This window comes from Nocardia sp. NPDC058633 (assembly GCF_042717045.1).
Lineage (GTDB): Bacteria > Actinomycetota > Actinomycetes > Mycobacteriales > Mycobacteriaceae > Nocardia.
The window spans coordinates 118,718-139,335 of record NZ_JBHXRA010000018.1 but is presented as its reverse complement, the minus strand read 5'-3'; the positions used below and the strand labels follow the sequence as shown (position 1 = coordinate 139,335).

23 protein-coding genes are annotated in these 20,618 nt (G+C 67.2%); 10 read left to right on the top strand and 13 right to left on the bottom strand.

Annotated features, from left to right (window positions below; translation table 11 throughout):
• Positions 1-121: 121 nt before the first annotated feature.
• A complete protein-coding gene (locus ACFWUR_RS23590) occupies positions 122-541 on the bottom strand; it encodes an Hsp20/alpha crystallin family protein (protein WP_378909617.1) in 420 nt (139 codons plus the stop codon).
• 157 nt (positions 542-698) lie between these two features.
• Between ACFWUR_RS23590 and ACFWUR_RS23585 the strand changes: the two genes are divergently transcribed.
• The 7 genes from ACFWUR_RS23585 (at position 699) to ACFWUR_RS23555 (ending at position 7,119) form a co-directional block, all read left to right on the top strand.
• Positions 699-1,007, top strand: coding sequence for a MerR family transcriptional regulator (locus tag ACFWUR_RS23585; RefSeq protein WP_378909654.1), 309 nt, complete (start codon positions 699-701; stop codon positions 1,005-1,007).
• A gap of 452 nt (positions 1,008-1,459) precedes the next feature.
• A complete protein-coding gene (locus tag ACFWUR_RS23580) occupies positions 1,460-2,722 on the top strand; it encodes a PucR family transcriptional regulator (RefSeq protein WP_378909616.1) in 1,263 nt (420 codons plus the stop codon).
• Positions 2,723-3,328: 606 nt separating this feature from the next.
• Positions 3,329-4,570, top strand: a complete 1,242-nt coding sequence (locus ACFWUR_RS23575; RefSeq protein WP_378909615.1) for an oxygenase MpaB family protein — start codon at positions 3,329-3,331, stop codon at positions 4,568-4,570.
• A gap of 19 nt (positions 4,571-4,589) precedes the next feature.
• Positions 4,590-4,994, top strand: a complete 405-nt coding sequence (locus tag ACFWUR_RS23570; RefSeq protein WP_378909614.1) for a group 1 truncated hemoglobin — start codon at positions 4,590-4,592, stop codon at positions 4,992-4,994.
• 51 nt (positions 4,995-5,045) lie between these two features.
• Complete coding sequence (locus ACFWUR_RS23565) at positions 5,046-5,384, top strand: hypothetical protein (protein ID WP_378909613.1); 339 nt, start codon at positions 5,046-5,048, stop codon at positions 5,382-5,384.
• A gap of 101 nt (positions 5,385-5,485) precedes the next feature.
• Positions 5,486-6,412: an LLM class F420-dependent oxidoreductase gene (locus tag ACFWUR_RS23560; protein WP_378909612.1), complete on the top strand. Its 927-nt coding sequence runs from the start codon at positions 5,486-5,488 to the stop codon at positions 6,410-6,412.
• A 278-nt stretch (positions 6,413-6,690) separates the two neighbouring features.
• On the top strand, positions 6,691-7,119 hold the full coding sequence (locus tag ACFWUR_RS23555; protein WP_378909653.1) for a cupin domain-containing protein: 429 nt from the start codon (positions 6,691-6,693) through the stop codon (positions 7,117-7,119).
• Between the two features lie 3 nt (positions 7,120-7,122).
• On the opposite strand, the gene ACFWUR_RS23550 is transcribed toward ACFWUR_RS23555, so the two are convergent.
• Positions 7,123-7,722 carry a TetR/AcrR family transcriptional regulator gene (locus ACFWUR_RS23550; RefSeq protein ID WP_378909611.1) on the bottom strand — a complete coding sequence of 200 codons (600 nt, stop codon included), beginning with the start codon at positions 7,720-7,722 and terminating at the stop codon, positions 7,123-7,125.
• Between the two features lie 209 nt (positions 7,723-7,931).
• Here ACFWUR_RS23550 and ACFWUR_RS23545 point away from each other — a divergent pair, with 209 nt between their 5' ends.
• Positions 7,932-8,885 (top strand): alpha/beta hydrolase, encoded by a 954-nt coding sequence (locus ACFWUR_RS23545; RefSeq protein ID WP_378909610.1) that lies wholly within the window; start codon positions 7,932-7,934, stop codon positions 8,883-8,885.
• Positions 8,882-9,661: an SDR family NAD(P)-dependent oxidoreductase gene (locus ACFWUR_RS23540; protein WP_378909609.1), complete on the top strand. Its 780-nt coding sequence runs from the start codon at positions 8,882-8,884 to the stop codon at positions 9,659-9,661. Before ACFWUR_RS23545 ends, ACFWUR_RS23540 begins: the two co-directional genes overlap by 4 nt.
• A 28-nt stretch (positions 9,662-9,689) precedes the next feature.
• Here ACFWUR_RS23540 and ACFWUR_RS23535 read toward each other — a convergent pair whose 3' ends face one another.
• From ACFWUR_RS23535 to ACFWUR_RS23520, 4 genes are read right to left on the bottom strand one after another with little or no spacing between them, the layout of a single operon-like run.
• Positions 9,690-10,775, bottom strand: coding sequence for a phosphotransferase (locus ACFWUR_RS23535; protein WP_378909608.1), 1,086 nt, complete (start codon positions 10,773-10,775; stop codon positions 9,690-9,692).
• A complete protein-coding gene (locus ACFWUR_RS23530) occupies positions 10,772-11,896 on the bottom strand; it encodes a TIGR03857 family LLM class F420-dependent oxidoreductase (RefSeq protein WP_378909607.1) in 1,125 nt (374 codons plus the stop codon). The genes ACFWUR_RS23535 and ACFWUR_RS23530 overlap by 4 nt, the downstream gene beginning before the upstream one ends.
• Positions 11,883-13,487, bottom strand: coding sequence for a fatty-acid--CoA ligase FadD1 (gene fadD1, locus ACFWUR_RS23525; protein WP_378909606.1), 1,605 nt, complete (start codon positions 13,485-13,487; stop codon positions 11,883-11,885). Before fadD1 ends, ACFWUR_RS23530 begins: the two co-directional genes overlap by 14 nt.
• A 53-nt stretch (positions 13,488-13,540) precedes the next feature.
• Positions 13,541-14,386 (bottom strand): LLM class F420-dependent oxidoreductase, encoded by an 846-nt coding sequence (locus ACFWUR_RS23520; RefSeq protein ID WP_378909605.1) that lies wholly within the window; start codon positions 14,384-14,386, stop codon positions 13,541-13,543.
• Between the two features lie 201 nt (positions 14,387-14,587).
• On the opposite strand from ACFWUR_RS23520, the gene ACFWUR_RS23515 reads away from it, so the two are divergent.
• On the top strand, positions 14,588-15,871 hold the full coding sequence (locus ACFWUR_RS23515; RefSeq protein WP_378909651.1) for a DUF1576 domain-containing protein: 1,284 nt from the start codon (positions 14,588-14,590) through the stop codon (positions 15,869-15,871).
• 1 nt (position 15,872) lies between these two features.
• Here the strand turns inward: ACFWUR_RS23515 and ACFWUR_RS23510 are convergent, their stop codons facing one another.
• The 7 genes from ACFWUR_RS23510 to ACFWUR_RS23480 form a co-directional block, all read right to left on the bottom strand.
• Positions 15,873-16,640, bottom strand: coding sequence for an urease accessory protein UreD (locus ACFWUR_RS23510; protein WP_378909604.1), 768 nt, complete (start codon positions 16,638-16,640; stop codon positions 15,873-15,875).
• Positions 16,603-17,337 (bottom strand): urease accessory protein UreG, encoded by a 735-nt coding sequence (gene ureG, locus ACFWUR_RS23505; RefSeq protein WP_378909603.1) that lies wholly within the window; start codon positions 17,335-17,337, stop codon positions 16,603-16,605. Before ureG ends, ACFWUR_RS23510 begins: the two co-directional genes overlap by 38 nt.
• On the bottom strand, positions 17,330-17,995 hold the full coding sequence (locus tag ACFWUR_RS23500; protein WP_378909602.1) for an urease accessory protein UreF: 666 nt from the start codon (positions 17,993-17,995) through the stop codon (positions 17,330-17,332). Before ACFWUR_RS23500 ends, ureG begins: the two co-directional genes overlap by 8 nt.
• Complete coding sequence (locus ACFWUR_RS23495) at positions 17,992-19,701, bottom strand: urease subunit alpha (protein ID WP_378909601.1); 1,710 nt, start codon at positions 19,699-19,701, stop codon at positions 17,992-17,994. The genes ACFWUR_RS23500 and ACFWUR_RS23495 overlap by 4 nt, the downstream gene beginning before the upstream one ends.
• Positions 19,698-19,982 carry an urease subunit beta gene (gene ureB / locus ACFWUR_RS23490; protein WP_378909600.1) on the bottom strand — a complete coding sequence of 95 codons (285 nt, stop codon included), beginning with the start codon at positions 19,980-19,982 and terminating at the stop codon, positions 19,698-19,700. The genes ACFWUR_RS23495 and ureB overlap by 4 nt, the downstream gene beginning before the upstream one ends.
• The gene (locus tag ACFWUR_RS23485) at positions 19,979-20,281 is read right to left on the bottom strand and encodes an urease subunit gamma (RefSeq protein ID WP_378909599.1); all 303 of its coding nucleotides are present in this window, start codon (positions 20,279-20,281) and stop codon (positions 19,979-19,981) included. The genes ureB and ACFWUR_RS23485 overlap by 4 nt, the downstream gene beginning before the upstream one ends.
• A gap of 97 nt (positions 20,282-20,378) precedes the next feature.
• Positions 20,379-20,606, bottom strand: coding sequence for a hypothetical protein (locus ACFWUR_RS23480; RefSeq protein WP_378909598.1), 228 nt, complete (start codon positions 20,604-20,606; stop codon positions 20,379-20,381).
• Positions 20,607-20,618 lie beyond the last annotated feature (12 nt).

Here is a 20,618-nt window from a genome sequence, read left to right as displayed (position 1 = left end):
CCGCGCGGGCCCGGCCACCGGGACAGAAGGGGTCGTTCTCAGCTCGATGGAAGAGTTCTCGAGGATCGGTCGATTCCCATCACCTCACTTTCGGCACCTGCCGCGAAGCGGATGCGTCGGTTCAGGCATTGATCACTTGCGGTTCGTGATCTCGCGCGATCTCGATCTTGCGAGGTTTGGCTTTCTCGGCCACCGGGATCGACAGGCGCAGCACCCCGTTGCGGTAGTCGGCGCGGATGCGGTCGGTATCGAGGCTCTCACCGAGGAACAACTGACGGCTGAACACCCCGCGCGGGCGCTCCGCGGCGATCATCGCGCGATCGGCGTCGAGGCCGGGGCGCGACGCGCGGACGGTTACCACATTGCGTTCGACGTCCAGGTCCAGCGACTCCGGGTCGATCCCGGGCAGGTCGAACTCGACGACGAACTCGTCACCGTCGCGCCAGGCGTCCATCGGCATCGCCGTGGGCTGTGCTGCCGTGCCGAACATCTGCTGGGTCCACCGGTCCAGATCGCGGAAAGGATCGGTGCGCATCAACATGGTCGCCACCTCCAACTCACTCCATTCTCAGTAGGATGGTCATCAGATAACCTGTGTCATCTGACATAGATATTGTTTAGCACTCGACCCAGGTGAGTGCAAGTACAAGAGGCAAGTAATCTCATCAAGAATCGAAGGAACCGAGGTGAGGACACAGATGGTCTCCCCCCACGACGGCATGCCGTCGCCCGCACAGGCGGTGTACGCGATCTCGGTCGCCGCGGAGCTGGCAGGCATCGGGGTGCAGACCCTGCGCCTGTACGAGCTACACGGACTGCTCACGCCCGCCCGCAGCGCCGGCGGCACCCGCCGCTACAGCGGCGAGGACCTCACCCGCCTGCACCGCATCACCACCCTCACCGGCGAAGGCATCCACCTCACGGCAGTAGCTCGCATCCTCGAACTCGAGGACACCGTGGCCTCCCTGCGCGCGGAACGCGATCGCCTGCGCGCCGAGCAGGAGTAACGCCCGCATCCCGGACACAGACCCACGACACGCCTGCCATCCAGGTAGCGCCGCGTCGGCTGACCGCACGCGGCGCCCTCGCGATCCCGACCACGATCCGGTCGACCTACTGGTCACCGGCGACGACGTAGACCGACCTCCCGATCAATCGGCTTCTGCCGTATCGGTCTTCGTCGACTGGATGTAAGTTACTTTCTGTTCTCAGCAACTGGAAGGCCGTGAGCTACGGCGGCCACGACATTTTCCCCGGTCGTTACCTAGCACGATGAGAATCCTTGCGCCTCCGGTGAACAGAGGACAAGAGGGCCGCCGTTTGCTAAGTTACTACTCATTCTCACTAACGCGGCGCTCGATGTCACGAACCGCACGGCGTGAACAGGGGCGTGACACGGCCTGTCAGCCGACGATGCCGCCGCCCTGCCCTGGGCGTGATCACGAGAGGGGAGCTCACGATGTCGATCGAACTGGACAGCTCGCCGATACGGCGGCCGTTGCCGGACGTGGGAACCCTCACCGGTCAACTGGTCAGCCACTTCATCGACAGCGTGTCCACCCGCAACACCCTGCTGGGCGACGCGATCTCCGGTGACGTCACCACGATGACGACGAAGTGCCGGGAGGTCGGCGACCGCGTCATCGCCGGGCGGGACGTGTCCCACGAGCTGAGCTGGTTCTCGGCCGCCGCGGCGAGCTGGGCTCGCGAGGGCGTGCCGATCGACACCATGCTGCTCGCGTTCTACGAGGCGTTGCAACTGAGCCTGGACGTGCTGTGCGCCCCGGAGGCGGCCCACGACCGCGACGCACTCGTCGACGGACTACGCACCGCCATGGCGATCTCGAATCTCATGTCCACGACAATGATCCGGGCCTACTTCCGGGAGCACCGCGGGGTGGTCGGCGAACATCGCACCGCGGCGCGCGCTCTCGCCTCGGCCCTACTGGCCGGCCGAGCGACCACGACCATCGCCCGCGATTGCGGCATCGGCATCGCCGAGAACTACCGGGTGATCGCCCTGTCGATCCCACAGGACGCCGAAGATCATCGTCCACCGCTCGACAAGCCCATGGCGGCCCGACGCAGGCTCCGCAGAGTCCGCGCGGCACTTGCCCACCATCGTGAAGACGCACTGGCCATGCTGTCGATCGAGGGGGGAACCGTCCTGGTTCCCGGCGAGGACCCCGACGACACCCGGCTCGACATCTTGATCGAGGAGCTCTCACGCGCCGCCCGGCTCGACATCTCGGCGACCTCGATAACGACCACCACCGACAAGATTCCGGACGCCGCGCAGCGGGCTCATGAACTTCTCGACGTCATCGGTCGGCTCGGCTACACCCCGCGGCTCTATCGATTCGAAGACCTAGCGCTCGAATACCAGCTCACCCGGCCCGGCCCCGGCCTGACCCGACTCGGGCAGATGCTCGAACCGCTGGATGCCCATCCCGATCTTTACGAGACACTGCGGGTCCTGGTCGCCAATGACATGAACCGCCAGCGCACGGCCCGACTCCTCCACATCCACGCCAACACCGTCCTCTACCGAATCCGTCGCATCCAGACGTTGACCGGTCTCGATGCGACACATACCGCAGGTCTGTGGCAGCTGAAATCAGCCGTGATCGCACGCACCTTCGCACTGTCGACGTCGTCACACCAACGGCTTGCCGAGGGCGCGGCGACAGCGCCTGTCACGCACGTCCGACTCGAACGGTAGCTACAGGCCGCTACCCCAGTGGCCGCTCCGAGCCAGATGAGGTCGCAGGTCCGAACGACAACCCGTCACGGCGCTCCCTACGACGCCTCGACCGTCGGCGGAGTTCATTTCGACTGAGCGCCGAGGCGTGCCAGAAGACCGGCCAGGTACCGCTGACAGATGACCCGTGGCCCGAGTCCGAGTACTCGTGTACTCCGGAGCCGACGGTCGAGATCTCGACGCATCCTCGCATCGCACACCGGCCGAGACAATGGGGCTCAGTCACACTGCGCTATCCACAAAGCGAGCCGTAGTAGCGCTGTAAGTTACTCAGCATTTCGCCAATTTTCACCCCCACTACACGAGCGTGCTCATACTCACGTCGCGAACGAGCACCTGAGCAGGGAGACCGCAAGGGGGGTGAATAGCGTCCTGGCTACGACTTTCCTGGTAGCGGACCGTCGAATCACGTACCCGAGCAGGTCGCGGTTCGGGCATTCCGCCAAAACGTCGACAGTGCAACACGTTCCTGTTAAGTTACTGCTCATTCTAGAGCTAGATCTCGCTGAAGCGCTCGCTCGCTTCGCCGCACGGCGAGTCTGCTCGTACTCGACGAGGAGTGAAATCATGGACGGATTCGACAGACGTAGCGCGCTGAAGGCCGGTGGGATCGCGGGTGTGCTCGGCGCGTTGGCGATAGTGACGCCCGCGCGGGCCGAGCCGTGGACGTGGTCGCCGCAGGGGTCGGTGGCCGGCACCGGATCCGGTGTCGACCCGATGACCGTGTGGGATCCCGAGGCCGACGAATTGGTCGCGGGACTGATCGACCGAGGCGAAGTCCCCAGGGTCAACGAGCTGTTGCGCACCTGGACCAGAAACGGCCAACCACTGCCCGACGGCCTGCCGCCGCAGTTGCGCGATTTCATGGAGTACGCCCGGCAACTGCCGCAATGGACCGACCTGGGCGCGTTGAGTACCGCGATCGAGTTCAACAAGAAGCGCGGTCTGTACCTCGGTGTGCTCTACGGGTTCGCCAGCGGCATGATGAGTACCGTCATCCCGAAGGAGGCGCGGGCGGTCTATTACTCCAAGGGTGGCCACGACCTCAAAGACCGGATTTCCAAGACCGCCAAGCTCGGCTACGACATCGGTAGCGCGAATGCCTATGGCGCCGACGGGGAAATGATCGTCACCTGTGTGAAGACCCGTCTCGTGCACTCGGCGGTGCGCCATTTGCTGCCGCAGTCACCACACTGGGTGAACTCGGCTACCGAATCCATCCCGATCAGCCAGAACGACATCATGGTCACCTGGCACAGCCTGCCCACCACGGTCATGAAATATCTGACCGCGTGGAACGTGCCGATCCCCGCGCACGAATCGGCGGCCTTTCTGCATTCCTGGCAGGTGGCCGCGCACATGCTCGGTGTCCGCGACGAGTACATCCCCAATTCCTGGCCCGAGGCGAATTCTCAAGCGGCACAGGTCCTGGACCCGATCATCGCGGCGACACCGGAAGGGGCCAAGCTCGCCGACCGACTGCTGGGGTTGGGGGCCAACATCGACTTCGCGCTGCTGAGCAAGCCGATTCTCGGCGCGTTCACCCGTTTCCTGCTGGGCGACTCCATCGCCGACGGTTTGGCGATCCCGAGGGAACCGGTGTGGGATCCGCTGTTGCGGTTCAGTTGGGGTCCTTTCATCGCGGTGCGTGAAGGCTTGCTCACCGCCGTTCCGCCTATCGGCGACCCCTACTGGCTGCTCGACGAATTCCTTCGCAAAGCCGCTCTGATCTATTTGGCCGAGCTGCGGATGCCGATCAGCATCGAACTCCCGACGATGAACCGCGATATGAGCCAACCACACCGCTGAGCCACCCGCAGGTGCTGAAATGCCTATTCCCCCCATCCCTTCCGAAAGCCAGGATTCGAGTAGCGCCTCGTCGATCTACGAACAGCTCGGCGGTCACGAAGCCGTTCGAACAGTCGTCGAGGAACTGTATGTGCGGGTTCTCGCCGACGCGGCGCTGGCCCCGTTCTTCGTCGGCATCAACATGACTCGGATGAAAGGTCGTCAGACCGAGTTCTTCTCCGCCGCTCTCGGTGGGCCCCACCGCTACAGCGGCGCTTCGATGAAGCAGGTCCACCGGGGCCGTGGGATCACCAGCCACCACTTCGATCTCGTCGCCGAACACCTGACGGACGCCATGTCCGCCGCGGGCGTCCCGCCCGAGCTGCTGGTCCAAGTCCTCGCCGTGGTGTCACCGCTCGCCGATGACATCGCACCGAGACCGTGACCCACGACCTCCCCACCGCACTCCTCGCTCGCTGAAACAAAGGAACACATGATGCGCAACACCTTGACCATCGCCGTCGCTACCATCGCGACGACAGCACTGATCGGCACCGCACACGAGGCGACTGCCCAGCCCGGGGTCGCCCCGTCGCCCACGGCTGTGGCCGCCGACTCGGAAACCGGCTCGGCGGCAGTGGACTCCGCCTCGGCGGCGGCGCCATCGGCCGGCTACTTCATCGAGCACGGCGACATCATCGGAATAATCGTCCTGCTCGGCGTTACCCCGATCCACATGTTGACCGGTGGGATCTGCGACTTGGCCACGTTTTCGGCACTGCCCGATCCTTGTTCTCCCACCCGCTACGTGATGGCAGGCCTCACCGCGAATTGACGCCGTCCCGTCAGGCCGCTGATCGGCCTGACGGGATACCACCCCACTGCGCACACCCCGGCGCCGGGCGCACCCGGAACGCATCGGGCACGATGGTGATCATGGACCTCCGCATCTTCACCGAGCCCCAGCAGGGCGCCGACTACGACACGTTGCTGTCGGTGGCGCGCGCCGCCGAGGAGCTCGAATTCGACGCGTTCTTCCGTTCCGACCATTACCTCGCCATGGGTGAGGCCTCGGGCCTGCCCGGCCCGACCGATGCCTGGATCACCCTGGCCGGGCTGGCCAGGGACACCTCCCGGATCCGGCTGGGCACCCTGGTGACCGCCGCGACCTTCCGGCTGCCGGGACCGCTGGCCATCCAGATCGCCCAGGTGGATCAGATGTCGGGCGGACGAGTCGAACTCGGCCTGGGCAGCGGCTGGTTCGCCGCCGAACACGCGGCCTACGGAATCCCGTTCCCGGACAACCGGTTCGGGCTGCTCGAAGAGCAACTGGCCATCGTCACCGGACTGTGGGAGACCAAGCCGGGGGCGACGTTCAGCTTCGACGGCGACCACTATCAGCTCACCGACTCCCCCGCCCTGCCCAAGCCGGTGCAGGATCCGGTGCCCGTGATCATCGGCGGTCACGGCAAGGTCCGCACCCCGCGCCTGGCGGCCCGCTATGCCACCGAGTTCAACATGCCGTTCTCCTCGATCGCCGACAGCGCCGCCCAGTTCGACCGGGTGCGTGCCGCGGTGCGCACGGCCGGGCGCACCGACGAACTGGTGTACTCCAACGCCCTGGTCGCCTGCGTCGGACGCTCCGACGCCGAGGTCGCGCGCCGGGCCGCCGCGATCGGGCGCGAGGTCGACGAGTTGAAGGACAACGGCCTGGCCGGTTCGCCCGCCGAGGTCGTCGACAAGATCGCCCGCTATCGCGAAATCGGCGCGAGCCGCATCTACCTCCAGATCCTCGATCTCGCCGATCTCGATCACCTGGAACTCATTGCCGCCGAGGTGCAATCGCAGCTGGCTCACCGATGAACTCCACCGGCAGCAAGCCCCCCGAATCCGATCCGGTGATCGTCACCACGCTCGATGCCTGGTCGACCGCGGGAGACCGACTCCACATCGACAACGAACACACCACCTGGACCGGTTGCGAGGAGTCCGTGCTCGCGGTCGCCGACCGCGTGCCGACGACCGCACCGATCCTCGTGCTCACCGCACGCGGGATCTCCCCCACCGCCGACGCCGTTCCCCGGGCCGCGATCGTCGATGTCCGTTGGGCTCGACGTGGCCCCGCGGGTCGCCACACAGAGTTGCTGCACCGTCCACCGACCGCGGCGACGCTCGACCTCCTGCCACATCCCGAGGGTGGCTGGTTCCGCGAAACCTGGCGTAGCACACATACTTTCGTACCGGATGGCTACCCGGGTACGCGAGTCGCCGCGACCGGGATCCTGTTCCTGCTGCCACCGGACGAAGAGTCGATCTGGCACGCGGTGCGCTCCGACGAACTCTGGATGTGGCACCGAGGCGGGCCGCTGGAGCTGTCGCTCGGCGGCGACGGCGACACACCGGGCACAGCCGAGCGGGTGATCCTCGGCCCGAACATCGAAGAGCGGCAGCGCGTACAGCAGCTCGTACCCGCGGGCCACTGGCAGGCCGCGCGACCCTGCGCAGACGAGGAAGTCCTGGTCAGCTGCGTGGTCGCCCCCGGCTTCGACTTCGCCGATTTCCGGAGCTGAGACTCAGAAAGGGTGGGCCATCAGGCCGGGAAGGACAAAGCGTCGCACGTGACGCAGCACCGCCGCTCTGTCATCGGGATCGATGGTGTCACCGGGGACCGTGCCCAGACTGATCAGCACCCGCGCCACCCACTCCGACACCTGAGCGAGGTCGTGGTCGGGATGGATCTCCCCGCGCGCCGCCGCGGCCTCGACATAGGGACGCCAGAAGGACGCCAGGTCGGGGATCAAGCCGGAGACGCCCGCGTCGGTGCACAGGGCGAATTCCTCGGGTTCTTCGATCCGCAGCCGGATGAGCAATGCGCCGGGATCGTCGTAGGCCCCTCGACCGATGCGTACTCCCGCCGCGAGCTGTTCACCGAAGGTATCGATCGTATCCAGTTCGCCGCGCGCGTCGGTCCAGAAGGCGTCGGTCAGGCGGACGAGCGCCGCACCGAGCAGGGCCGTCTTGTCGGGAAAATGCCGGTAGAGCCAGGCGCGCGAGACTCCGGCCTCCTCGGCGACCTCGATGACCGTGGTAGCTCGGATCCCTTTGGTCGCCAACAACTTCTGCGCGGCGTGCAGTAGCCGATCCACTACCGTCGCCGTCGGTGCTTCGGTCACGCTCCTCGCTTTCCGGGTCGACGTCCACGGGACGACATCGGATTCCCGAAAACACTAGCAAGCAGTGGACAGATCTGAGAATGTGACAACTGCGAGTAGACACTCCTGCGAATCTGTCTACTGACCGGCTCGAAAGGACTCGGGATGCATCAACCACGGACCGCGGTCATCGGCGCCGGCATCAGCGGCCTCACCGCGGGGGCGCACCAGTGACCGACGACTATCGGCAGATCTCCTTCTCTTCGCACGGCACCACCTGCGATGCCTGGTTCTTCTCCCCCGCGTCGGACAGTCCCTTCACGGGGCCGTCCGGCTCGCCCGTCGTGGTCATGGCCCACGGATTCGGCGGCACCAAGGATTCCGGTCTCGCTCCGTTCGCCCAGCGCCTCGCCGACTTCGGCGTGGCCGTTCTCGCGTTCGACTACCGCGGCTTCGGTGCCTCCGAAGGGCAACCGCGCCAACGGGTCTCGATGACCGCCCAGGCCCAGGACTATCACGCCGCGATCGCCGCCGCGATCGCGCAGTCCGGTGTCGACCCGGCGCGAACGGTGCTGTGGGGCGTCTCCCAGTCCGCGGGGCACGCGCTGAGTGTGGCCGCCGACCGGACCGATATCCGCGCGGTGATCGCGATGGTGCCCATGATCGACGGACTGTCAGCGGGTCGCAACGCCCTGGCCCAGGTGGGCATCGGCGCGGTCGCCCGTTCCGCGGTGACCGGTGTGCGCAGCGCGATCGCGGGACGCCTGCGCGGCACACCGATCATGATGCCGCTGGTCGGCAGGCCGGGCGAGCGGGCTGCCTTGACCGCGCAGGGCTACTTCGAGGCCTATACCGCACTGGCCGGGCCGACGTGGCGCAACGAAGTCGACGCCGCCGTCGGACTCGAACTCGGCGGCTATCGGGCCGATCGGCACCTGGACCGCGTCACCGCCGCGGTCCTCGTGCAGATCGCCGATTTCGACCGCGCCGCTCCCCCACACGCCGCGGCCAAGGCGGCGTTCAAAGCCCGCGCCGAGGTCAGGCACTACCCATGTGACCATTTCGACCTGTTCGCGGGTAACCAGTGGTTCGAGGCCGCCCTCGCCCACCAACTGCATTTCCTACGCCGCCATCTGCTCGACGGCGCGCGCAACCAGGTTCGGACTACGGAGGACAAAGCATGAGCGACGAGCGACGTTCGGCTCTGGTGATCGGCGGAGCGTCCGGCATCGGCCTGGCCACCGCACGCACCCTGGCTGCCGAGGGGTACCGGGTAACCATCGCCGACATCGACGACGGCGCGGCCCGCGAGGCCGCGACGCTGCTCGGCGACGATGTCACCGCGATCCGCGTGGATGTCACCGATGAGGACTCGGTCGCGGCGGGGTTGCGATCCGCGCGAGGTGTGCACGCTGTGGTGAACTGTGCCGGTCTCTCGATACCGGGCGCGATCACCGAACTCGAACTGGCGCACTGGCAGACCACGATCGATGTCTGTCTGACCGGTACCTTTCTGGTCCTCAAACACGCCGGTCGCCACATCGCCGACGGCGGCAGCATCATCTGCATCGCCTCACTCAACGGCCGCCAACCGGGGGCGGGCATGGCCTCCTACTGCTCGGCCAAAGCCGGCGTGCTCATGCTGGTGGAGGTCGCCGCGCTGGAACTGGCCGAGCGTGGCGTTCGCGTCAACGCCATCAATCCCGGCCTGGTCGACACCCCACTGGTCGCCGGTATCTCGTTGGTGCCGGGGTTGACCGAGGAGTACCTCGACAACACCCCGCTCGGGCGCAGCGGGCGCCCGGAGGAGATCGCCGACGCCGTCGCCTTCCTCGCCTCCGACCGCGCGAGCTGGATGACCGGCACGGCGATCGATCTCAACGGCGGCGCACATCTGCGCCGCTACCCGGACGTGCTGGGCCGGGTGCGGGCGATGGCGGCGCCCCCGGCGCAGCCGTAAGTCGTTGCGGCGTCCACGTCGGCCGGTTTCAGCGCAGGGTACCCGGCACGAGGTCGTCGATCGCGGCGGCGCTGCGCGTGAGCATGGTGTGGAACATCTGGTCACCGCGGGCAGTGGGAGCGGCTGCGCCGCAACCGAATACGATGATCAGCGGGGCATGGATCAACGACGACACGTAGTCGGCCCAGCATTGCTCGGCGCTGTACCCGGTGACGCCGTGCCGAGCGAGTTCCCCGTGGTAGTCGGCAACGATAGCGCGCTCGTGCGCGCGCCGGTCCTCGATCGTGAGGCTCGTCGAGAGCAGGAAGGCGATATCGCGCAACGGTTGTCCAGGGGTGATCGTCTGCCAGTCCAGCAGTGTCACGGTGCCGTCCGGGGCGAACATCACGTTGTCGACCCGCAGATCGCCGTGCAGCAACGCGAAATGCCGCACGGGGGCGATCAGCCATGCACCGGCGGACGCGACGAGCCAGGCGACGGCGGCTCGTTCGAGGTCGGTCAGCCGATCGTCGAAACGTTCGACGAAGGCGTCGGCCATCGGCGCGAGCACCGATTCCATCAGGTCCCGGTCCTCGGCGGTGGGCAGCGACAGGCCGGGCACCTGCAACAGCGTGTCGTCACACCAGCGCGGGCCGTGCAGTCCCGCGGCGGCGACGGCGACCGCACGCGCCTGCTCGACGGTGCAGCCGGCGATCTGGTCGCCCTGTACCGCCGGCGCGAGATCGTCGAGTAGCAGCACGAATTCGCTGCCCGATTCCGAGACGACCGTGGCATAACAGCCCGGCACCGGTGTTTGCAGCGTCGCTGCCAGGTCGCGGTAGAAGCGCACCTCGTTGCGGAACGCGCCCGCACCGAAGCGGCGATGGTCCTCGGAACCGATGGCGAGTTTGGCGACCATGCCGACCGGCAAGGCGGCATCGTCGCGATAGCGCAGCCGCAGCCGATACGAGCCGGCCATCTGGCCCGAACCCACCGGCGTCACGGTCACGCTGTCGACATCGACGGCGTGGCCGTGGGCCCGCAGTGTCGCGGTGAGCCAGGCAGGCGTCAGTGCACTCGGATCGGTCGGGATGGCCCCCGGCACCGTTGCGGGGGCTGCGTATTCGGCGGTCATGCGAGAACTCCTGACGGTACCGGCAGCGCGACCGAGCCCGGGTTGGCCGGCAGTGGGCGCCGGGTCGAGCGGATCGCCCGGTAGGCCTCGACGACCGAGACCAGTTCGCTGGGGGTGGCCCCGTGCATGATCACCGAATCGACGCCGAGGTCGAATTGTCGGTGGATCGCCGCGGCACACGAGGTCGGGGACCCGGTCGCGCAGTCGCGCACCCATTCCCGCGGAATCACCGCCGCGAGTTCGGCGAGTTGGGCGGCCTCGGCGGTCGCGTCGATCGCGCCGCGCGCCGAGGTGAAGGCCGTGCTCGCCCGCACCCGATCCAGATCGTCGCCGCGCCAGCCGTTGGCTCGCATCAGAATGTCGGGGTAGCCCTGCAGGTAGGTGGCCAGGCGACCGTAGAGGCGGCGCAGCTGGTCCTGCTCGTCGAGATCGTCGCCGACCGTGGCCACGACCGACCAGATCCGCACCGAGGCCGGATCACGCCCGGCGCGTTCCGCCGCCTCGCGTACCGTCGACACCGCGGTGGCGGTGGCTCGCGCGCTGAGGAAGGTGTGCAAGACGACGCCGTCGGCGACGCGTCCCGCCAGTTGCAGGGTTCGCGGACTCATGGTGACCAGCAGCACCGGCGGTGGCGCGTCGAGTGTCACGCCGAGATGCAGCACGGGGTAGGAACCGATCGCGCCGTCGTGGCCGATGATCGTCTCCCCGCGCCACAGCCTGCGCAGCAGGTCGGTGATCTCGGCCAGCTGCGCCCCGGTGACGTTCGGTAGTCCGAGAACCTGCCACAGTGGCGCGATTCCGCGCCCGAGACCGAGCGCGAAACGCCCACCGCTGAGTTCGGCGAGGGTCGCGCCCATGTTCGCGGTGACGATCGGATGACGGGTGTTGTGGTTGGTCGCGGCGGTGGCGATTCCCAGCCGGGTCGACACAGCGGCGAGCACACCGGACAGGACTGCGGCGTCTTTGATGTTGAACCGCTCGGAGACGAAGGCCGTGCCCACCCCGATCCGGTCGGCCAGGACCGCCTCGGCCGCGAGTTCGGCGGGTGTGACGGGATGCCGCGACAGCGCGTAATAGCCGAGTTCGGTCAGTTGCGGCGCGAGTGGTTCACCCGGTGACATCGACAGCACCCTCCGTGGCGACGATTTCGTAAGTGGTCGACCGTGATTCGCGGCGCCAGAGGGTGCCTCCGCCCGCGGTGGCGCCCTGCCCGGCGAGTGCGCGTTTGACGATCTTGTTGGTGGCCGTCGTCGGCAGATCGGCGGCCAGGCGCACGAAGCGCGGCCAGGCCTTGGGTGAGAGATCGCGTTGTCCGCCGAGGAACGCGGCGAACTCGCCCGGATCGAGAGAGGCGTTGTCGCGCAGGACGATCGCGGCCATCACGGCGTCGCCGACCCGGTCGTCGGGTACGGCGTACACGGCGACCCGACTGATCGCGTCGAGCCGTTGCAGGATCCGTTCGATCGGCCCCGCGGCGAGGTTCTCACCGTCGACACGCATCCAGTCCGCGGTGCGCCCGGCGAGATAGATGTAGCCTTCCGCGTCCTTGTAGGCCAGATCGCCCGACCAGTAGAGACCCCCGCGTGTGCGTTCCGCGGTGGCCTCCTCGTCACCGTAGTAGCCCATGAACAGGCCGGTCCCGTCGGCGTTGACGAGTTCACCGACGGCCTCGGACGGGTTGGCCAGGGCGCCGTGTTCGTCGAAGATCGCGGGCGGACATTCGCTGACCGTGGCCGAGTTGTACACGGCCACACCGGGATAGCCCTTGCCGATGGATCCCGGCGGGGTGCCGGGTTCCCTGGTGATGATGATCGCCAGTTCGGTGGAGCCGAAACCGTCCCACACCGTGCATCCGAAGCGCCGGGTGAACTCGTCGATATCGCGGTCGGTCGCCTCGTTGCCGAAGGCCACGCGCAGCGGATTGTCGGCGTCGTCGGGCCGCTGTTCGGTAGCGAGAATGTAGGCCAGCGGTTTACCCACGTAGTTCATGTACGTCGCACCGGTGCGCCGGATATCGGCGAGGAACGTGGAGGCCGAGAACTTGGCGGGCGCCATGGCCGCCCCACTGGCCAGGGCGACGCAGTAGCCGCCGAGTATCGCGGCCGAATGGAACAGCGGCATCGACAGGTAGCAGACATCGTCGGCGCCGAGCCCGAACCGGTCGACCAGCGGCGGACCCGCGAACGGCACCATCATGTGCGCGAGCCGCACGGGTTTCGGATTCCCGCTCGTGCCCGAGGTGAAGATGAGCATGAAGGTATCGGTCGCACCCGGCACGCTGTGCGGCGTCAATTCCCCCGCACCGTCCAGTGATTCGGCCCAGTGTGAGGACGAGACGTCGACCACGGTGACGCCGTCGAGGTCGAGTCCTGTGAGCAGCGCTCGGTGCTCGGCGTCGGTGAGCAGGATCTGGACATCGGCTCGCCCGATGTCGTCGGCCAGTGCCGCGCCGCGCCGGGTGTTGTTGATGCCGACCGTCACATATCCGCCGAGCGCCCCGGCGGCGAGACTGATGACCATCTCGGGAGTGTTGCCCAGCAGTGTTCCCACGTGCATCGGGCGTGCCGAGTCGGCGACCGCCAGGATCGCCGAGGCCTGGCGCCGGGCCTCGGCGATGTGCTCGCGCCACGTCCACGTCCGGCCGGAGCAGGTGATCGCGAGGGAATCGTCTTCGGCCCGCGCCAGCAGAAGTTCGGTGACCGTTGCCGCCATGGCCCAAATTTAGAACACGTTCTGGACACCTGTATACAGATTTGAAAGATTGTCTACCCGAGGGAACGGGCGAACGGCAGTACCGGGGCCAGTGCGCGGAGTGCCGCGAGATAGTCCTCGTTCAGAGCTTGGATCGCGACATGGTCGGCACCCGCGTCCAGGTGCGCCACCAAGCCGGTCGCGACCTCGGCGGGTGTGCCGTGGACCGCGAGGATGTCGATGAGCCGATCACTGCCCGGCACGGCGAGGTCCTGCTCGGAGAATCCCAGGCGCCGCAGACTGCTCAGGTAATTCACCAGTCCCAGGTACATCGAGACCATGCCCCTGGCGACCTCACGCGCCCGCATCGCATCGTCGTCGAGCACCACCTTCTGCTCCGCGACGAGCAGCGGGTCCGTGCCGAGCGTTTCGCGCAGGATCCTGGTGTGCTCCGGCGGGGCGAGGTAGGGCAATGCGCCCGAGGTCCGGTCGCGAGCAAGCTTCACCACGCGCGGCCCCAGCGCCGCCAACGCAATCCGCTCCTTCGGCACACCTGCTGCGTCGAGTTCGTCCAGGTAGGCCACGAGCGCGTCGTAGGGCTTCACGGCCGCCGCGCCGTTGGCCTCCCGATGACCGGCCCCGATCCCGAGCAGGAAACGGCCGGGAAACCGCTGGTCGATTCGGTGAAAGGACTCCGCAACGGCCGCAGCCTGCGCAGTCCAGATGTTCACGATGCTGGTGCCGACAGTCAGCGACTCCGTTGCCTCAAGCAGCGATTCGGCCACGGGCAGATCGGCAGGCGGCGAACCGCCGAGCCACAACGCACCGAAACCCAGTTCTTCCAGCTCGCGGGCCGCCGCTGGGGCGAACCCCTTGTAGTGGCGCCACACACCGAATGCTCCGAGCTGTTCTCTGGTCATGCCGGAGGCAACCCGGCACCCAGCCCATCTATTCCGAGACGCGTCCATCGTGATCGGCATGCCGCAGCACTGCCCTGTGCCCGACATGTTCCGATCCGATCGCCGCGTCGGTGCACGGAATGCGCTGCCAGGACAGCGAGGATGAGCACCACACGTGAACGCGCGTGCTGGACGCGCAGGAGGAGCGCAGTGGTGAACACCATGACCGATCGACGCGATCAGCGCGCATTGTTTCTCGTCATCGTGGGAATGTCGCTGGCTTTCGTGGCATTCGGGTTGCTCGTGGATCCGCCGGAGCAGGTGCTGCGCGGTGTCGGTGACATCGTGTTCGCGCGGGATCTGGTGATCACCGATTTCGCCGGGGTCGGCGGGCTCGGCGGCGCGTTCGTCCACGCGGGCCTGCTCACCTTGGTGGCGTGTGCGATCTACCGGATCACCGGGGCGCCGGTGGACGGGGAGGCGGTGGCCTGTCTGCTGCTGGTTCTGGGCACCGCACTCTATGGCAAGACACTGCTCAACATCTGGCCGATCCTGGTCGGCGTCGCCCTCTACGTGTGGGTTCGTCGTGATCGACTCTCCGACTATGTCTCCACGGCGTTCTTCGCCACCGCACTGTCACCGATGTTCTCCGTGCTGGCCTTCACGACCGCGCTGCCCGCGTGGGCCGGCCTCGTGCTCGGCGTCGCGACCTCGGTACTCATCGGGTTCGTGGTGCCGCCGGTCGCGCGCAGGCTCTTCGACGCACACGCCGGATTCACCCTCTACAACATGGGTTTCGTGGCCGGGGTCGTCGGCGCGGTGATCGTTGCCGTGTACCGGGCGTTCGGGCTCCACCCGCAGCCCGAGATGGTGTGGACTTCCGGTCACGACACCGAGCTGCTGATCCTGCTCGGGATCATCCTCGCCGGGCTGGTGGTGGCGGCCTTCCTCTGCGACCGCAGGCCCTGGCGCGATCTCGGGCGCCTGGTCCGCGAAACCGGACGCGCGCCGACCGACTTTCTCTCCGACTGTGGCGCGGCGGCGGTGCTGCTCAACATGGCCGTCATCGGCACGCTGGCAACGGGTTACATCCTGGTCATCGGCGCGGATCTGAACGGGCCCGTCGTCGCGGGGATCCTCAGTGTCGCCGGGTTCGGGGCGTGCGGCAAGCACGCGCTCAATATCGTTCCCATCGTCGTCGGCGTCGCGCTGGCCGGACTGCTCAAGCCTTTCGAGCTGACCGATCCCGGCCTGATCTGGGCGGCGCTCTACGGCACCTGCCTGGCACCCATCGCCGGACGGTTCGGCCCGCACTGGGGTGTGATCGCCGGGTTCTTCCACGCCTCGACCGCTCAGGTCACCGGTGAACTCGTGGCCGGGCTCAACCTCTACGGCAATGGTTTCGCCGCGGGTTTCGTCGCGGCGGTCGTGGCCCCGATCGCCGCGCTGCTCTCCCACCCGCGCCGTCCTGCCGACACCCCCGACAAGCCGGTCCCGGCGGCGTAAATCACAGACGCCAGGCCTGCCACACCTCGTGCATCTCGTTCTCGATGGTGTGCGCCGCGTGGCTCAGCACCCGCACCAGAGCACCTGGCCCGGCGAGATAGGTGGCGGTCGGACCGGGCAGTGTCTCGGGCCGGTGCCCGAACACCGCGACGGTTCCGACAACCCTGTGCCTGCCCAGAATGCCGGGGCAGGCACGTAATGCGGCGTCGGTCAGATCCAGTTCTTCGACCAGCAGGGGGATCGAGGCGTAGGTGACGTGCTGCCCCGAACGCAGCGCACCGCCGACCTCGCCGCTTCGACCCAACACCACGACCTCGGAGAACAGCGCCCGCGAACCCTCGGCGAGGTCGATGGTGATGGTGCGGGTCAGATCCGCTCCCGCGGCGACGACCAGCGGCGCCGCCTGCCAACTCAGGAGCCCGCCCGTGGCCACCGTCGCCCGCGCCGCCCAGCTCGCGCTCGCGCCACGTGCGTTGTAGGCGACGGTGCCCGAGGGCTCGACCAGTTCCACTTCGACACCGGCACCGACCTCGACGTCGAGCTCGAGCTGATCACCCGCGACGAGCATGGCGCAGCATCCGACCAAGGCGATCCGCACGCGTCGCCCGTCGACGTCCAGGAGGCGGGGAGCCAAGAAATCACCGCGATCGAGTGCCTCGACGACCACGCCGCGACCGCTGGGCTGCACCGAGATTCGAGTCGGACGTGCACGCGCGCGATCGGTGGCGGTGTCAGTGCTGGTGAGCGTGCTGATGGTCATGGTGGACATGCCCGTGGTCGTCGTCGGCGTGGAAATGCGGTGCCATCGGTCCCGGATCCGCGGGCACCAACCCGCCCGCCCGATGGGAGTGCAGCACCGCGCGCACCCAGTCGACGAGTTCGTCGATGCTGGCGGGATCGCGCTGACTCAACGCCACCACCGGCAGCCCGCCGCGCACCGCGCCGGCGTCGCGCACCATCTGATCAGGATCGACCCCCACGTGCGGACCCAGATCGGTCTTGTTGACCACGAGCAGATCCGCCCGTTCGATACCGGGGCCGCCTTTGCGCGCGACGTCTCCCCCACCGGCGACGTCGATGCAGAACACCTGTGCGTCGACCAGGGCCGGACTGAACGTGGCGGTGAGGTTGTCGCCGCCGCTTTCCACCAGCACCAGATCCAACGGCGCGAAACGCCTCTCGAGGTCTTCGACCGCGAGCAGGTTGGGGGTCACGTCGTCACGGATCGCGGTGTGCGGGCACGCGCCGGTCTCCACCGCGACGATTCGCTCCACCGGCAGCACCCCCGCCGCGCGCAGGAGCCGGGCGTCCTCGTCGGTGTAGATGTCGTTGGTGACCACGGCCATCTGCAGTTCGCCGGCCAACCGCCGGCACAGGGTGGCGATGAGTGTGCTCTTGCCGGTACCGACCGGCCCCGCCACTCCCAGGCGCATCGGACGCGTCGATGGGTCGGACAGTTCAGGCATGAAAGATCCTCCTGTGTCGGTGGGCGTGTTCGAGGGACCATTGCTCGACCTGTGGTGCGGTCGGTGCGGGCAGATCGCCGCACCCGGTGACGGTCACGGCCAGGTCGACGATCTGTTCGACGGACTGCGCCAGTTCGAGCACCCAGCGCACGGGCTCGACCGGGTCGACGGGAATCAGCTTCGGCGCGGCGCAGGCGGCGGTCTGCAGATCGTCGTAGAGCGCGGTGCGGGCGGTCTGGGTGTCGTCGAGCCCCGCGACCGCCGCGACGACACCGAACGCGACCGGCCGGCACGGCGCCGCCATGGCGACGAGTTCGCACACCGCGAGTTCCTCCGGCCAGAGTCGCTGTGCGAGCCTGGCTATACCCCGACCCAGTTGCGCCGAGGCCGCCCGCATTGCGGAACTGGAAGTCCTTGCGGCGTAAGCATTCTGAATCGCATCGAGCTCGGTTGCGGTCCCGCCGAGCGCGACCCGCCGTGCGAGGACCGCGGTCGCGGCGTCGACGCGACCCACCGTGTGCAGGCGGGCTGTCAGGTAACGCGAAATCTGCGCCGGTGCCATTCCCGCGCTCAGCGCCGGTTCGAGCCCCGCGGAATGGGCGTGCCCACCCACGGGCAACCGCCCGTCGGCCAGCAACAGGGCCATGAGATTCGTCAAAACAGCAGGTAGCGTTGGGCGAGCGGAAGCTCAACGGCGGGCTGCGGCGGCACCGGATCTCCGTCGATCGACACGACGAACGTTTCCGGGTCGATGTCGATGCGGGGCAGCGCGTTGTTTCGCGGCAGGTCCTTCTTCCCGATCTCGCGGGTCGGCCGCACGGCGGCCAGTTCGCGGGTCAGGCCCAGCCGCTGCGCGATCCCGTTTTCCAGGGCGATCGGCGCCACCCAGGTCGTCGACAGATGGGCCGCGGCCGCACCGTGGGCCGCCACACCGGGACGCATCAACACCGGCTGCGGTGTGGTGATCGAGGCGCTCGGGTCACCCAGCGGCGCGGCGACCACGGCACCGGATTTGATGACGGCCTCGGGCCGGATGCCGAAGAACGCGGGCTTCCACAGCACGAGATCGGCCATCTTGCCCGGTTCCACCGACCCGACCTCGTGGTCGATTCCGTGCGCCACCGCCGGGCAGATCGTGTACTTGGCGACATAGCGGCGCGCGCGCTCGTTGTCGGCGGGCAACGTCGAATCACCGCGTCCGAAGCGGGTTTTCATCACGTGCGCGGTCTGCCAGGTACGACAGATCATCTCGCCGATGCGCCCCATCGCCTGGCCGTCGGTGGACATGATCGAGATGGCGCCGATGTCGTGCAGGATGTCCTCGGCGGCCATCGTCGTCGCACGGATGCGTGATTCGGCGAAAGCCAGGTCCTCGGGCACCTTCGGGTTGAGCGCGTGACACACGATCAACATGTCCAGGTGCTCGACCACGGTGTTGACGCTGAACGGCATCGTCGGATTCGTCGATGCGGGAAGCACATTGGGCTGACCGGCCAGCACCATGATGTCGGGTGCGTGGCCACCGCCCGCGCCCTCGGAGTGGAACGCGTGGATCCCGCGTCCGGCGATCGCCTCGATCGTCTCCCGCACGTATCCGGTTTCGTTGAGGCTGTCGCTGTGCAGGGCCACCTGCAGACCGAACTCGTCGGCCGCCCGCAGCGCCGCGTCGATCACCGGTGGCGCCGAACCCCAGTCCTCGTGGATTTTGTACCCGCCCGCACCCGCGAGCGCGTCTTCGCGCAGGGCCTGGGTGCTGGTTGTGCTGCCTTTGCCGAAGAGCAGGATGTTGACCGGCAGTTCGTCCAAGGCGCGGTGGATCATCGCCAACGACCACGCACCCGGGGTCACCGAGGTCGCCTTCGTTCCCTTCGTCGGGCCGGCGCCGCCACCGATCATGGTGGTCGTTCCGGCCGCGATGCCCTCGCGCACTTCGGGTTCGGAGAGGAAGTGCACATGGGTGTCCACCCCACCCGCGGTGAGAATGCAGCCTTCGCCGGCGATCACATCGGTGCTCGGCCCGATCTCCATACCGGCGTCGATGCCGTCCATGATCTCGCTGTTGCCCGCGCGACCGACCGCGACGATGCGACCGTCACGAATGCCGACATCGGCCTTGACGATGCCCCAATGGTCGAGCACGACAACATTGGTGATCACCACATCGAGAGCGCCCTGTTCCCGGCTGACCCGCCCCTGGCCCATCCCGTCGCGGATGGTCTTGCCGCCACCGAAGACGACAGCGTCGAAGCGGTTGGTGCGATCGGATTCCACTTCGATCCACACATCGGTGTCGCCGAGTCGAATCTGATCGCCGGTGGTCGGCCCGAACAGCTCCGCCGACCGATTCCGCGCAATCCCTTTCACCCCAGCACCTCCCGGCCCATCCGGCCACCGAACCGGGTACACGCCACATTCCGGCTCACGCCCGGTTCGAAGCGGATCGAAGTGCCCGCTTGGATATCGAGATGGAAACCGATCGTGGCACTGCGGTCGAATTCCAGTGCCGCGTTCGCTTCGGGAAGATGCAGATGTGAGCCGACCTGAATCGGCCGATCCCCGGTGTTCACCATCACCACATCGAGCCGGTCGCGGCCGCGCTCGTCCGGCAAGGGCGTGTCCCCGAACCGATACTCGCCCGGGATCATCGGATCGGCTCGGTGATGGTGACCAGCTTCCGGCCGTCGGGGAAGGTCGCCTCCACCTGCACGTCGCCCAGCATCTCCGGGATTCCGTCCATCACATCGTCGCGCGTGAGCACCTGGCGTCCCGCGCTCATCACCTCGGCCACGGATTCACCGTCGCGGGCGCGCTCGATCGCCCAGCACGACAGCAATGCCACCGTCTCGGGATAGTTGAGCTTCACGCCGCGCTGGTGTCGGTCGCGCGCGATCATGCCCGCGACGCTGAGCAGCAGCTTTTCGGTATCCGAAGGATTCAGTCGCATATCGAGCTGTTCCGATCTCTGGAGTTCGACACCGAGATTCACACAACCGCTTTTGAGGCACTGTACCAACCTGTTTCGTCGGAGTCGGTACTTCCAGCTACTTGCGGGCACGCCGCGTAATCAGTACTCCGGTGACCAGACCCATCAGAAACATGGTCAGCAGAATCAACCACATCGGTGACCGAATGCTGATCAGCAGGAATTCCACCGATACCTTCGACCGGTTCTCCAACACGAACACGATGACCAGAATGCTCAAACCGAGCGCGACCCATTGCGTGGGTGAGATGCGAGCGAGCAAGGAAGGCTTGTCGGACTTGTTCATCGTGACCTCTTT

What these genes read in the sequence shown, in the direction of transcription:
- ACFWUR_RS23590 (WP_378909617.1), bottom strand. Translation starts at nt 541, where the DNA reads ATGTTGATGCGCACCGATCCTTTCCGCGATCTGGACCGGTGGACCCAG.
- ACFWUR_RS23585 (WP_378909654.1), top strand. Translation starts at nt 699, where the DNA reads ATGGTCTCCCCCCACGACGGCATGCCGTCGCCCGCACAGGCGGTGTAC.
- ACFWUR_RS23580 (WP_378909616.1), top strand. Translation starts at nt 1,460, where the DNA reads ATGTCGATCGAACTGGACAGCTCGCCGATACGGCGGCCGTTGCCGGAC.
- ACFWUR_RS23575 (WP_378909615.1), top strand. Translation starts at nt 3,329, where the DNA reads ATGGACGGATTCGACAGACGTAGCGCGCTGAAGGCCGGTGGGATCGCG.
- ACFWUR_RS23570 (WP_378909614.1), top strand. Translation starts at nt 4,590, where the DNA reads ATGCCTATTCCCCCCATCCCTTCCGAAAGCCAGGATTCGAGTAGCGCC.
- ACFWUR_RS23565 (WP_378909613.1), top strand. Translation starts at nt 5,046, where the DNA reads ATGCGCAACACCTTGACCATCGCCGTCGCTACCATCGCGACGACAGCA.
- ACFWUR_RS23560 (WP_378909612.1), top strand. Translation starts at nt 5,486, where the DNA reads ATGGACCTCCGCATCTTCACCGAGCCCCAGCAGGGCGCCGACTACGAC.
- ACFWUR_RS23540 (WP_378909609.1), top strand. Translation starts at nt 8,882, where the DNA reads ATGAGCGACGAGCGACGTTCGGCTCTGGTGATCGGCGGAGCGTCCGGC.
- ACFWUR_RS23535 (WP_378909608.1), bottom strand. Translation starts at nt 10,775, where the DNA reads ATGACCGCCGAATACGCAGCCCCCGCAACGGTGCCGGGGGCCATCCCG.
- ACFWUR_RS23530 (WP_378909607.1), bottom strand. Translation starts at nt 11,896, where the DNA reads ATGTCACCGGGTGAACCACTCGCGCCGCAACTGACCGAACTCGGCTAT.
- fadD1 (WP_378909606.1), bottom strand. Translation starts at nt 13,487, where the DNA reads ATGGCGGCAACGGTCACCGAACTTCTGCTGGCGCGGGCCGAAGACGAT.
- ACFWUR_RS23520 (WP_378909605.1), bottom strand. Translation starts at nt 14,386, where the DNA reads ATGACCAGAGAACAGCTCGGAGCATTCGGTGTGTGGCGCCACTACAAG.
- ACFWUR_RS23515 (WP_378909651.1), top strand. Translation starts at nt 14,588, where the DNA reads ATGACCGATCGACGCGATCAGCGCGCATTGTTTCTCGTCATCGTGGGA.
- ACFWUR_RS23510 (WP_378909604.1), bottom strand. Translation starts at nt 16,640, where the DNA reads ATGTCCACCATGACCATCAGCACGCTCACCAGCACTGACACCGCCACC.
- ureG (WP_378909603.1), bottom strand. Translation starts at nt 17,337, where the DNA reads ATGCCTGAACTGTCCGACCCATCGACGCGTCCGATGCGCCTGGGAGTG.
- ureB (WP_378909600.1), bottom strand. Translation starts at nt 19,982, where the DNA reads ATGATCCCGGGCGAGTATCGGTTCGGGGACACGCCCTTGCCGGACGAG.
- ACFWUR_RS23485 (WP_378909599.1), bottom strand. Translation starts at nt 20,281, where the DNA reads ATGCGACTGAATCCTTCGGATACCGAAAAGCTGCTGCTCAGCGTCGCG.
- ACFWUR_RS23480 (WP_378909598.1), bottom strand. Translation starts at nt 20,606, where the DNA reads ATGAACAAGTCCGACAAGCCTTCCTTGCTCGCTCGCATCTCACCCACG.